General features: G+C 64.4%; 11 protein-coding genes. 1 reads left to right on the forward strand and 10 read right to left on the reverse strand.

The annotated features are described in order from the left end of the window. Nucleotides 1-340 precede the first annotated feature (340 nt). The 7 genes from E6B08_RS28425 to pilM form a co-directional block, all read right to left on the reverse strand. Entirely contained in the window at nt 341-1,951 is a 1,611-nt protein-coding gene (locus E6B08_RS28425; protein WP_136917012.1) for an AAA family ATPase, read from the reverse strand. A gap of 15 nt (nt 1,952-1,966) precedes the next feature. Next, the gene (gene aroB, locus E6B08_RS28430; protein WP_136917013.1) at nt 1,967-3,064 is read right to left on the reverse strand and encodes a 3-dehydroquinate synthase; all 1,098 of its coding nucleotides are present in this window, start codon (nt 3,062-3,064) and stop codon (nt 1,967-1,969) included. Nucleotides 3,065-3,154: 90 nt separating this feature from the next. Further along, nucleotides 3,155-3,673 (reverse strand): shikimate kinase AroK, encoded by a 519-nt coding sequence (gene aroK / locus E6B08_RS28435; protein ID WP_133325012.1) that lies wholly within the window; start codon nt 3,671-3,673, stop codon nt 3,155-3,157. A gap of 4 nt (nt 3,674-3,677) precedes the next feature. Beyond that, nucleotides 3,678-4,952 (reverse strand): type IV pilus secretin PilQ, encoded by a 1,275-nt coding sequence (locus E6B08_RS28440; protein ID WP_136917014.1) that lies wholly within the window; start codon nt 4,950-4,952, stop codon nt 3,678-3,680. Further along, a complete protein-coding gene (locus E6B08_RS28445; protein ID WP_192938599.1) occupies nt 4,870-5,829 on the reverse strand; it encodes a pilus assembly protein PilP in 960 nt (319 codons plus the stop codon). The genes E6B08_RS28440 and E6B08_RS28445 overlap by 83 nt, the downstream gene beginning before the upstream one ends. A 50-nt stretch (nt 5,830-5,879) precedes the next feature. Beyond that, on the reverse strand, nt 5,880-6,416 hold the full coding sequence (locus tag E6B08_RS28450) for a PilN domain-containing protein (RefSeq protein WP_136917016.1): 537 nt from the start codon (nt 6,414-6,416) through the stop codon (nt 5,880-5,882). After that, nucleotides 6,416-7,264 carry a type IV pilus biogenesis protein PilM gene (gene pilM, locus E6B08_RS28455; protein WP_136917017.1) on the reverse strand — a complete coding sequence of 283 codons (849 nt, stop codon included), beginning with the start codon at nt 7,262-7,264 and terminating at the stop codon, nt 6,416-6,418. The genes E6B08_RS28450 and pilM overlap by 1 nt, the downstream gene beginning before the upstream one ends. 180 nt (nt 7,265-7,444) lie before the next feature. On the opposite strand from pilM, the gene E6B08_RS28460 reads away from it, so the two are divergent. Further along, nucleotides 7,445-9,895, forward strand: coding sequence for a penicillin-binding protein 1A (locus E6B08_RS28460; RefSeq protein ID WP_416194417.1), 2,451 nt, complete (start codon nt 7,445-7,447; stop codon nt 9,893-9,895). Between the two features lie 138 nt (nt 9,896-10,033). Here the strand turns inward: E6B08_RS28460 and E6B08_RS28465 are convergent, their stop codons facing one another. The 3 genes from E6B08_RS28465 to rpmE form a co-directional block, all read right to left on the reverse strand. Beyond that, entirely contained in the window at nt 10,034-11,302 is a 1,269-nt protein-coding gene (locus tag E6B08_RS28465; protein WP_136917019.1) for a malic enzyme-like NAD(P)-binding protein, read from the reverse strand. A 178-nt stretch (nt 11,303-11,480) separates the two neighbouring features. After that, nucleotides 11,481-12,308 carry a thermonuclease family protein gene (locus tag E6B08_RS28470; RefSeq protein ID WP_136917020.1) on the reverse strand — a complete coding sequence of 276 codons (828 nt, stop codon included), beginning with the start codon at nt 12,306-12,308 and terminating at the stop codon, nt 11,481-11,483. A 2-nt stretch (nt 12,309-12,310) separates the two neighbouring features. After that, nucleotides 12,311-12,526, reverse strand: a complete 216-nt coding sequence (gene rpmE, locus E6B08_RS28475; protein WP_136917021.1) for a 50S ribosomal protein L31 — start codon at nt 12,524-12,526, stop codon at nt 12,311-12,313. Nucleotides 12,527-12,566 lie beyond the last annotated feature (40 nt).

A 12,566-nucleotide genomic window follows, 5' to 3' on the forward strand; every position in this document is an offset into this window, starting at 1 on the left:
GGCAAATCTCTTTTTAGTACAACCACTTACCATCCACGCCGATCAAATGCCAGCTTTTTTGCGGTGGCCATGGAAAACCATTGTTGCACAGCGACAGCGATGCCCACAAATTTTCATGTCTCACCATTGAAAATTTATGTCGCAATTTTGAATGTTTTTACGCCATGCGCCGTGATAGCGGCATGGCTCGAGTCTGAAGCGTTTCAGCCATGACTGCAAGTTAGGCTTGTGGCCGGCAGTCTGGGACAGAAAAGCCTGCCGCGCTCGGGCGCAGCAGGCTAGACAGAAGTCAGTTATCGCTCAGCAACTGGGCGGCGGGGGTGGTGCCGCCCGGCAGGTATCAGCGGGCCGAGGCCAGCTCTTGTTGGACGCTGGCGACGGTACGTGGCCAAGGTTTACCAGCCTGGACCTTCGCTGGCAAGTTCTTGATTGCCGCAACCGCGGCGTCACGGTTGGCAAAACTACCATAAGTGACGACGTACAGTGGCTTGCCCTGCAGGTTTTTCTTGAAGTAGCGATAGTCGCCACCCTGCGCCTTGACGAATGCCTGGGCAGACGCCTCGGAGCTGGTGCCGAAGATCTGCACGACATAGTTGCCGGGCTTCTGGCCACTGTACCAGCCGCCGCTGCTGTTGCCGGTGGCAGGCTTGGCTGCCGGCTTGGCGCTGGCGACCTGGGTTTGCTGCTGCACAGGCTTGGCAGGCGCAACCGGCTTGGCAGGCTGGGCGGCAACGGGTTTCTGGACTGGCGCAACGGGCTGCGACGGCGCGGCGCTGATCGGCTGCGCCGGTGTTGGCGCAGGGCCTGCGGCCACGCCCTCAGGCGGCGCCGTGGTGGTCACGGTCGGCGGGTTGGACGGCTGCAATGCAGTATTGCCGGCCGGTCCGCCTTCCTCGCCATCGCCCATGCCTGCAGCCTGGGCCAGCGGCTCACGCATGACGGGCTGGGACTGGCCGACCAACGGTAGCGGCATGGGCTGGGAGTTGCCGGAGAACTCGATGGCAGGGCCACCGTTATTGGATTGCGCGCCCCCCGGCTGGCCTTCGCCAAGCGGCAACTGCGCCTGGGCAGCCGGCGCCTCGGCAGGCGCCTTGTCGCCCTTCTTGGGCATGAGCACGGCGGCCGCCACGGCGACCACGACAACAGCGGACAGGGCGAGCACGTGTTTTTTAGGCATTTTGAACCCCATGGATGGTCGCTTGGCCGTCGAGCGGGTGGCGATCATGGCTTCGATCAAGGTATCACGGGCGACCTGGTTGATATTGCCAGGCCAACCGTCGGAGTGTTCATGGATATCGACGATCTGCTCGCGAGTGAACACATCGATGCCCCGGCCCGCGCCCTCCAGGCGCTGCTCCAGGTATTCGCGGGTCTCGTCCTCGCTGTAGGGCGCCAGCTCGATGACATGAAAACGCTCTTCATCGGTGTTGATCGTCTCCAGGGAGGAGATCAGCGAAGGCTCGCCGAACAGGAACACGTGCGGGCGCCCTTCCGGTACACCCGCCGCCAGTTCCAGCAACGCTTGGAGTGCCGACTCGTCGAGTTGTTCCGCATCGTCTACCAGTAGATAGACTTCCTGCCCGGTCAGCGCCAACTGCACCACCTGGGACAGGATCGACTGCATTTCGGGTTGCGCCACGCCCAGCGACTGAGCCACCTGGCCGAGTACGCTGGCAGCATCGCTGGCGCCACGGGCCGAGACCACCACGCTTTGCACCGACTGCTTGTTGGTGCTGGCCACCAGGGCCTGGCGCAGCAAGGTCTTGCCACTGCCTACCGGGCCGCTGACCACCAGCATGAGCTGGCTGTAACGCGCCAGGTGGTGCAACTGGCCGAGCACAGGCTTGCGCTGGGCGGGAAAGAACTTGAAGCCGGGCACACGCGGCGCGAACGGGTCGTGGCTCAGCTGGTAGTGGTCGAGAAACGCCTCATCGGCATGCAAACTGGTCATTGCGCTGTCACAACCTCAAAGCTGGGCCACGATCGCGCGGTAGTCCGCCGACAGCGTGGCCTGAAGAATCTCTTTCGAATAGTCGTCGGTCACCACGGCCTCGCCCATCTGGCGCAGCAGCACCAGGCGCAAGCGCCCATCGAGGACCTTCTTGTCGACCGCCATGTGCTCCATGAAGTGCGCCGGGGTCATTTCCTGTGGTGGCACCACCGGCAAGCCAGCATCGCGCAACAGGCGGATGCCGCGATCACGTGCTGCCTGGTCGATCCAGCCCAGGCGCATGGACATCTCCAGGGCCATGACCGTGCCGGCAGCCACGGCCTCGCCGTGCAGCCAGACACCATAGCCCATGTGGGTCTCGATGGCGTGGCCGAAGGTGTGGCCCAGGTTCAGCGTGGCACGCACGCCGGACTCGCGCTCGTCAGCACCCACCACGGCAGCCTTGGCCGCGCAGGAGCGACGGATGGCCTCGGTCAGCGCCGTCGGCTCGAGGGCGCGCAAGGCGGCCATGTTTTCCTCGAGCCAGCCGAGGAACGGCTCGTCGCAGATCAGGCCGTACTTGATCACCTCGGCGAGGCCCGCGGACAGCTCGCGTGCAGGCAGGGTCTTGAGGCTGGTGGTGTCGATCAGTACCGCATTGGGCTGGTAGAACGCGCCTACCATGTTCTTGCCCAGCGGATGGTTGATACCGGTCTTGCCGCCCACCGAAGAGTCGACCTGGGACAGCAGCGTCGTCGGCACCTGGATGAAGTCGACACCGCGCTGGTAGCAAGCGGCGGCGAAGCCGGCCATGTCACCGATCACGCCGCCGCCGAGGGCGACCACGGTGGTGCGGCGGTCGTGCCGGGCGCTCAGCAGGCCGTCGAAGATCAGTTGCAGGGTTTCCCAGTTCTTGTAGGCCTCGCCATCGGGCAACACCACCGGCAGGACCGAGTAGGCCCCCAGGGTCTTGCTCAGGCGCTCGAGATAGAGCGGCGCGACGGTTTCGTTGGAGACGATTGCGACCTGCCGCCCGGCAATGTGCGGCGCCAGCAGCTCGGACTGGTCCAGCAGGCCTTCGCCAATGTAGATCGGGTAGCTACGCTCGCCCAGGTCGACCTTTAGTGTCTGCATGTATCCCCACAATGTACTTGGGCGCGGCGCCTGTCATGCGAGCCACGCGTTGAACCTCGCCTCGGCGTGGTCGCCGAGAATAGTCCCGGCTTACCGGGGCGGCAACTGCTGCAAACGCTCGAGAATATCCAGCACCACCATGCGTGGCGGCCGTTCGTCGGTTTCCACCACCAGGTCGGCGATCTCCCGGTAGAGCGGGTCGCGTGCCTCCAGCAGGGCGCGCAGGGTGGCCTCCGGGTTGGCGGTGCGCAGCAACGGGCGATTGCGGTCGCGCGCGGTACGCCCGACCTGCTGCTCCACCGAGGCATGCAGGTAGATCACCCGGCCACCGGCGTGCAGCGCCCGGCGATTGGCTTCGCGCATGACCGCACCGCCACCGGTGGCGACGACCACGCCATCGAGCTCGCACAGCTCGGCGATCATGGCCTGCTCACGGTCACGGAAACCCGGTTCGCCTTCCTTGTCGAAAATCCACGGGATATTGGCACCGGTTCGCAGTTCGATTTCCTTGTCGGAATCCTTGAACAGCAGGCGCAGCTCTTTGGCCAACAGGCGCCCGATGGTGCTTTTACCGGCCCCCATGGGCCCTACAAGTATCAAATTTCGCACAGAATCAACGACTCACAGCAATCGCCTGGTCACTCATGATACGCGGAGTCAGGAAGACCAGCAGCTCGGATTTTTTCTCTTGTAATACATCGCGTCGAAATAGCCGCCCAACATACGGCAGATCGCCCAGAAATGGCACCTTGTCGACCACTTTGTTTTGCGTGGTCGAGTACACCCCGCCGATCACGATGGTCTCGCCATCGGCCACGCGCACCTTGGCATTGACTTCGTTCTTGCGGATCGGCGGTACGTCGTTCAAGGCATTGACGTAATCCGGCTCGTCCTTGGTCACCCGCACGGCCATGATGACCTTGCCATCGGGCGTGATCTGCGGAGTGACCTCCAGCGACAACGAGGCCTCGCGGAACGACACCGAGGTGGCGCCGCTCTTGCTGGTTTCCTGGTACGGAACCTCGGTGCCCTTGAGGATCCGCGCGGTTTCCTTGTCGGCGGTCACCACCTTGGGTTGCGAGATGATCTCGCCATTGCCGCTTTTTTCCATGGCACTCAGTTCGAGGTCCAGCAACACATCGCCGCGCAACAGGCCCAACCCCACCCCTGCGCCTGCCCGCTCGACACCCAGGTCGACGAACAGGTCCTTGCCCAGTTGCGCGGTATCGCCATGCAGCTCCCTGCCCCAACGCACGCCCAGACTCTTCTCGTAGTCGACATTGGCCTCGACGATCCGCGCCTCGATCGCCACCTGGCGCACCGGCACGTCCAGCTGCGCGACCAGTTTGCGCAATTCGGCCAGGCGCCCGGCCGGCTGGTACGCCACCAAGGTGTTGGTGCGTGGATCGACGCTCAGGCTGCCACGGCCGGTGAGGATGCCATCGTCGGCGAGGGTGGCCAGCAGCAGCTCTGCCAATTCGCCTGCCTTGGCATGGTGCACCGGTAGCAACTCGCGGCGCAGGGGTTGCAAGGGCAGCGCATGAGGCTCCCCGGCATAGGGCTCGCCCGCTGGCCCGACGAGTTCACCGACGGGCGCGACCAACAGCACATTGCCCTCCTCGCGCCTGGCCAGGCCCTTGCTACGCAGGATCAGGTCCAGGGCCTGCTCCCAAGGCACGTCCTGAAGGCGCAGGGTGACACTGCCCTGGACCGCATCGCTGGCCACCAGGTTGACCCCGGCATGATCCGCCAATAGCTGGAGTACGGCGCGTACCTGCACATCCTGAACGTTCAGCGACAGCGTCTCACCGCGATGGGCCGTCGCCGATGCCAGCGGGATCGGCAATACCAGCGCCAACAGCCATTTCCACCTTGTGTGCAACTTCATCCCTGTCCTCTCCATGCCGACCTTGGCCCAGCTGCAGAAATACGCTGTGTTCATGCCAGCTACCGCTGGCGAACAAGCGCTCGCGAACCTCCACGTAGGTTTCGTCGATGGCGACCACCCGCCCCTCGTTGCGCCCCAGCGCATCACCCAGCCGCACCCGGTACACATGCCCACCGGCCACCAACAAGGCCTGGCGGTCCTCGCCCCTGGAAAGGCTGCCGACCATGCTCAAGCGCCCCAGCGCAATTGCGGCCAGCCCGGTTTCGCCGGGGGCGACGCCTCTGGCGAACAGGTCGACGACAGGCGCGCTGGGCTTGGGCCGAGCCGGCTCGTCGGCCAACGAGGCCGGCATGGGTGGTTCGCCTTCAGCCCGGTAGGCATGTAGCTGCAGCGTCAAGCGCAGCAGACCGCTATCGGGTTCTACCCGCTGCCATCGGGAGTCGCCCGTATCCAACAGACGCAACTGCCCGAGCCAGTCATCCAGCCAAAGCCGCAATGCGCCGTAGCGCCCCATTACCTGCAACTGCACGGGGGTTTGCCAGTAACCGTCCTTGCGGACGTCCTCGAGCAGGTCCAGTTGCTCGACCAGCAACCCATGCACGTGCGCCGACCGGGCGAGCTGCTCCATCAGCCCGGCCAGCCCCTCGCCAGCCGAGAGCCGCCAACGCGCCGCCTGCAACTGGCGTTCGGCGACCGCCAACGTCGCTCGCAACTCATCCAGCCCGGCCACTTCGCCCCGTCGAGCCTGCTCGATGCCGAGCAGCGCCTGGGCCGCCGAGCCCTGTTCCTGCTGCATGAGCCAGAGGCTGGGCAAGCGCAACGCGGCGCCCACCACAAGCACCAGCGACCCAGCGCACAGCACCAGCGCCCATCGCACACCGGCTGCCTGGTTTGCGATCCAGTCAGCGTCAACGCCAGGCCAGCGCATCACGATGGCGAGGCCGATACGCGCACGGTCATGCGAAATTGCTCGCCGCTCGCTTTGCGCTTCATATGCCTGAGTGCCGGCTCTCGCAATCGCGCCCCCGCCTCCAGGCCGTGCATGAACGCCACCACCGAACCGGCAGACACCGCGAAACCAGCAATCTGCATCTGCGTGCCGTCGAAGGTGAGTTCGGTCAGTTCGACACCCTCTGGCAACGCCCGCTCGAGCTCACCCAGTACTGCTGGCAAGCGCTCCTGGCTGGCGCGAAGAGCAGCGAGTGCCTGGGACTGCCCGCGCACTTGCTCGAGCGCCGTGCGCACCTCGGAGAGTGGTTCGAGTTGTCGATCCAGGGCCGCAATGGCTCGCTCACGCTGACCATTGACGCTCGCCTGTTGTTGCAAGCGCTGCCTCGCCAGCTGGTCGACCAGCAGCACCATGCACAGGGCCAGGCATAGACTGCCCACCAATGCTTGCTTGAATCGACGTACCGCCGACAAGCGTTGGCGCTCACGCCAAGGCAAGAGGTTCAGGCGCAGCATCAGCGCAGCCCTCCCAGCGCCAAGGCATAGGCCAGGGCCATGGCCCCGTCGCCCGCCGCCAAACCCGGCAAGTCCGCCAGTGGTTGGCACGGCACACCCAATACCCTGCTAAATGCGTCGAGACGCTCAGGTACCTGCGCCTGGTCGCCGACGACCGGCAGCGACTGTAACTGCAGCGCCAAGGGCGCGCCCCAGGAGCCTGCCGACAAGGCCAGTGCATGCCGTTGCGGCGTTTGGTTTCGCGGCCAATAATGCAAGGTCGCTTCCCCCTGCTCCAGACGCAACAGCGCCTGGTTACCCGAATCGGCCGCTGGAAGGAGGCGCTGCAAGGCAATGCTGTCGACTTCGACCGCCATCAGTTGCAGCCCCGCCTGCACAGCCACCTGTTCGAGTGGCTCCAATGCACGTTGCCGACAGGCGGCCACCAGCACCTCCTGGGACCCGGCCCGCTCGCCACCGTCACCAAGCACCTGGAAGTCCAGCGCCAAGTCCTCCAGTGGAAACGGAAACAGACGCTCGGCATCCGCGAGCAAGTGCGCCTCCAGTTGAGCCGGCCCCAGGCCCATGGGCAGATGACAACGCTTGCAGATGACCTGCGACCCCGGCAGCGCCAGGGCAGCCAGGCGTTGGCGGCTACCGCTTCGCCGCAAGGCGCTTCGCAGGGCAGCGGCGATGGCGTCTGGATCGGCGTTTGCCCCACCAGCCCCCTGCGGCGCCAGGGGTTCCGACACGCAGGCCGTCACCCGGTGGCGCCTGCGGCATCCCTGAAGTTGAATGACCCGCACCGAATCGGAGGCGATCTCTACCCCCAGCAGTGATCCGGCATCCTTGCCGAAGCGTCCAAGCATCGCGATTCCCTTTGCTCTGTGTGATGAACCCCGCGCCGACAGATGGCTACAAAGGCCATGTGCCGAGGCCAGCCGCCCAGGCGGTGACCCGGCGGGGTGAAAAATGCTTATAATGCCCAGCGTTTTTCCGGCGCTGGCCGCGTGCAATCCACTCCTCAACCTGGACACCCAAAAGCCTTGATACGCCTGCTGAAGTTCTTCTGGTGGTCTCTCGTCGCAGTCATCTGCGCGCTCGTACTCGGTGTGAGCGGTGCGTTTCTGTATCTTAGTCCCAGCCTGCCCTCGGTCGACGCTCTCAGAAGCATCCAGTTGCAGATCCCCTTGAGGGTCTATAGCAACGACGGCAAGCTGATTGCCGAGTTTGGCGAAATGCGCCGCTCGCCGATCCGCTTTGCGGAAATCCCCCCACAATTCATCCAGGCACTTCTGTCAGCCGAAGACGACAATTTCCTCAACCACTACGGCGTCGACCCTGGCAGCCTGATGCGCGCCGCGACCCAGTTGTTGAAATCTGGCCATATCCAGACCGGCGGCAGCACCATCACCATGCAGGTGGCGAAGAACTTCTTCCTCACCAACGAGCGCAGTTTCTCGCGCAAGACCACCGAGATCCTCCTGGCACTGCAGATCGAACGCGAGCTGACCAAGGACGAGATCCTCGAGCTGTACGTCAACAAGATCTACCTGGGTAACCGCGCCTACGGCATCGATGCCGCGGCGCAGGTGTACTACGGCAAGTCGATCCGCGATGTCAGCCTGGCGCAGATGGCGATGATCGCAGGCCTGCCCAAGGCGCCTTCGCGCTTCAACCCGCTGGCCAACCCCGTACGCGCCAAAGAGCGTCGCGACTGGATTCTCGGTCGCATGTACAAGCTCGGCAAAATCGACCAGGCCAGCTACGAAACCGCCCTGGCCGAACCGCTCAACGCCAGCTACCACGTGCCGACGCCGGAAGTGAACGCGCCGTACATCGCCGAGATGGCCCGCGCCGAAATGGTCGGCCGCTATGGCAGCGATGCCTACACCGAAGGCTTCCGGGTCACTACCACGGTGCCCAGCGACATGCAGGAAATGGCCAACGCCGCTGTGCTCAACGGCCTCTCCGACTACGACGAGCGCCACGGCTACCGCGGCCCTGAGTCGCGCTTCCCGGGCAAGACCCACGCTGCCTGGCTGCAGGAACTGAACAAGCAACGTCCACTGGGCGGGCTGGAGCCGGCCATCGTCACCCAGGTCGACAAGACCGGCCTGAAGGTCATGACCCGTGGCGGCGAGGAAGAGAACGTCGCCTGGGACACCATGAAGTGGGCTCGCCCCTACCTCAACACCAACGCCCAGGGCCGTGCGCCGCAATCGCCGGCGGACGTGGCCCAGGTCGGCGACCTGGTACGCCTGCAGCGCCTGGAAGACGGCTCGCTCAAGTTCAGCCAGGTGCCGGCGGCGCAAAGCGCGCTGGTAACCCTCGACCCGTACAGCGGCGCCATCCGTGCCCTGGTCGGCGGCTTCTCGTTCGAGCAAAGCAACTATAACCGTGCCATGCAGGCCAAGCGCCAGCCAGGCTCGAGCTTCAAGCCCTTCGTCTATAGCGCCGCGCTGGACAACGGCTACACCGCCGCCAGCCTGGTCAACGATGCGCCGATCGTGTTCGTCGACGAGTACCTGGACAAGGTCTGGCGACCGAAGAACGATACCAACACCTTCCTCGGCCCGATCCGCATGCGCGAGGCGCTGTACAAGTCGCGCAACCTGGTGTCGATCCGCCTGCTGCAAGCCATGGGCGTGGACCGCACCATCGACTACATCGCCAAGTTCGGCTTCAACAAGCAGGACCTGCCCCGCAACCTGTCCCTGGCGCTGGGCACCGCGACGCTGACGCCGATGGAGATCGCCACCGGTTGGAGCACCTTCGCCAACGGCGGCTACAAGATCAACCCGTACCTGATCGAGCGTATCGAAAGCCGCAGCGGCGAGACCCTGTTCACCGCCAACCCCGCCCGCGTGCCACAGGGCGCCGAGGACAACGCCGGGGTAGCCGCGCCGGAGCAGCCGATCAGCACCACCGCCCTGCCAGGCGAGGCGCCTTCGGCCCTCGGCCAAGTGGCGCCACCGCCACAGACGCCGGCGGTGGCCGAACAGATCGTCGATGGCCGCACGACCTATATCCTCACCAGCATGCTGCAGGATGTGATCAAGCGTGGCACCGGGCGCCGCGCCCTGGCCTTGGGCCGCGACGACCTGGCGGGCAAGACCGGTACCACCAACGAATCCAAGGACGCCTGGTTCTCCGGCTACAACGCCGACTACGTGACCTCGGTGTGGGTCGGCTTCGACCAGCCAGAAAGCCTGGGTCGCCGCGAGTACGGTGGCACGGTGGCCCTGCCGATCTGGATGAACTTCATGGGCGCCGCACTGAAGGGCAAGCCGAGCCATCCGCCGGCCGAGCCGGAAGGCATCCTCAGCCTGCGGGTCGACCCGATCAGCGGCCGAGCAGCCTCGCCAAGCACCCCGAACGCCTACTTCGAGCTGTTCAAGGCCGAGGACTCGCCACCGTCGGTGGACGAACTGGGCAACGGCGCAGCACCAGGCAGCCCGCTGCCGGCCGACGAAGCGGCACCGATGGACCTGTTCTGATTCGCAAGATCCTGTAGGCCCCATCGCCAGAGCCGGCGTGCCGGCGATAGGGCTGTCAGGCCCGCCCATCGATCCACAGACAAACAAAAAGCCCCGACTCCTGCGAGCCGGGGCTTTTCTGTGTTTCTACGACGGGTATCAGCCGTTGAACACTTCATCCACGCTGTTCAGCGGGTAGTGCTTCGGATACGGCAGGGTCGCCACGCCGGACTCGATGGCCGCCTTGGCCACGGCGTCGGAAACCACGGTGATCAGGCGTGGGTCCAGCGGCTTCGGAATGATGTACTCACGGCCGAACTCCAGCGCCTGGACGTTGTAGGCGTCGCAGACTTCCTTCGGCACCGGCAGCTTGGCCAGGTCCTTCAGGGCGATGGCAGCGGCGATCTTCATCTCTTCGTTGATGCGCTTGGCGCGAACGTCCAGAGCACCACGGAAGATGAACGGGAAGCCCAGTACGTTGTTGACCTGGTTCGGGTAGTCGGAACGACCGGTGGCCATGATCACGTCGCTGCGGGTTTCGTGGGCCAGCTCCGGCTTGATTTCCGGGTCCGGGTTCGAGCAGGCGAACACGATCGGGTTGGCGGCCATCGACTTCAGACCTTCCGGGCTCAGCAGGTTCGGGCCGGACAGACCAACGAACACGTCGGCACCGTCCAGGGCGTCGGCCAGGGTGCGCTTGTCAGTGGCGTGAGCGAACTGGGCCTTGTACTGGTTCAGGTCGTCACGGCCAGCGTGGATCACGCCGCTGCGGTCGATCATGAAGATGTTTTCGACCTTGGCGCCCATGCTGACCAGCAGCTTCATGCAGGAAATGGCGGCAGCGCCGGCACCCAGGCAGACGATCTTGGCTTCTTCGAGCTTCTTGCCGGCGATTTCCAGGGCGTTGATCATGCCGGCCGCAGTGACGATCGCGGTGCCGTGCTGGTCATCGTGGAACACCGGGATATCGCACTGTTCGATCAGGGTGCGTTCGATCTCGAAGCACTCAGGTGCCTTGATGTCTTCGAGGTTGATGCCACCGAAGGTGATGGAGATGCGACGCACGGTGTCGATGAAGGCCTGCGGGCTTTCCGACTCGACTTCGATATCGAACACGTCGATACCGGCGAAACGCTTGAACAGAACGCCCTTGCCTTCCATGACCGGTTTGGAGGCCAGTGGGCCGAGGTCGCCCAGGCCGAGGATGGCGGTACCATCGGAAATCACCGCAACCAGGTTGCCTTTGCCGGTGTACTTATAGGCCAGCTCTGCATCGCGGCCAATCTCACGTACCGGTTCGGCGACGCCTGGGCTGTAGGCCAGGGCGAGGTCGCGGGCAGTGGCGGTTGGCTTGGAGAGCTCGACGCTCAGTTTCCCCGGACGAGGTTGAGCGTGATATTCGAGAGCGGCGGTTTTCAGGTCTGACATGGTGGGCATTCCGCTTGTTTACTGTTCTGACGGACCGCCGAGGATACGCAAAGAGCCGGGGAGCCACAAGACTGCTCAGTCACTTGTGTCAAGGCCTTGGGCCTAAGACTTTACGCTATAACCCACGGGGCATACATCCAACAGTGTGTACAATCCATCGCCACAATGTCTACATGTTTTAATCGGAAATGCGCTCCAACATGCTCGGGTCGGTCAGCGGCAGAACCCAACGTCGCTGACCCGGCTTGAGTCCGCCCTTGCGGGATCGATCCAGCACCCAGCCACGGGCTTCGACCTGACGGCCCTTGAGGTCGTCGAAAAAGCGGGAGGGGAAGCGCCGCTGCAGACGAGCGGGCACCTGCAACACCACGGCATCGTCCAGTTCCAGCCAGACCCCACCGCGATTGCGCTCAATGCCACGCACCGTGCCGCTAAGCACGGCGAAGCCGGACTGCCGCAAGGCATCGGCGCGTACCACCGGCGACTGCCGCCAAAGCCCTGCGCCGGCGGTGCGCGCAGCCTGCTCGGCCTGTTGCTGGCAGCCCACCAGGCCGACATTGGGCGCCACCGCGACCCGGTACCCAAGACCTTCGCTGAGCAATCGCGCCTCGAGGTTGTCGCCATTGCGCCCATATAAATGAGCCAGGGTACGCCCGTACTTGTCCTTGCCTTCTGCCCCCAGCACCAGGCCGACCTGACCGTCGCTGGCCTTGACCAGCGCCTGCAGGCGGCGCCTGGCGGCCTCGGCATAGGGTTCGCTGGTGCGCCCCTTGCGCCCGATCTCCGGGGCGTTGATGCCGATCATGCGCACGCTGCGCCCGTCGCTCAGGCGCACGGTGTCACCATCGACCACCTGGCGTACCGCCACCGTCTGCGGATGGGTCGGCAGCGGGCAAAAGGCCGCGGCCGAAGTAGGAAAAAGCCAAATCGCACCCACAAAAAAAGCGCCCACAAGGGGCGCTTTTTTTTGCAGCAGCGCGAAACCCGAAGGATTCGCCATGCGCATGATTACTTCTTGGCACCGAACATGCCGAAGCGGTCGGCGAACTTCTGTACGCGACCACCGGTGTCCAGGACTTTCTGCTTACCGGTGTAGAACGGGTGGCACAGGTTGCAAACGTCGATCGACAGGGTGTCGCCCAGGGTCGAACGGGTTTCGAACTTGTTGCCGCAGCTGCAGGTGACTGCAACTACTTCGTAGTTCGGATGAATATCTGCTTTCATGGTCACTTCCTCGAGCTGCGTGCCGCCACCCAACACCAAT

Origin of the sequence: Pseudomonas putida (assembly GCF_005080685.1) — a bacterium.
Taxonomy (GTDB): domain Bacteria; phylum Pseudomonadota; class Gammaproteobacteria; order Pseudomonadales; family Pseudomonadaceae; genus Aquipseudomonas; species Aquipseudomonas putida_V.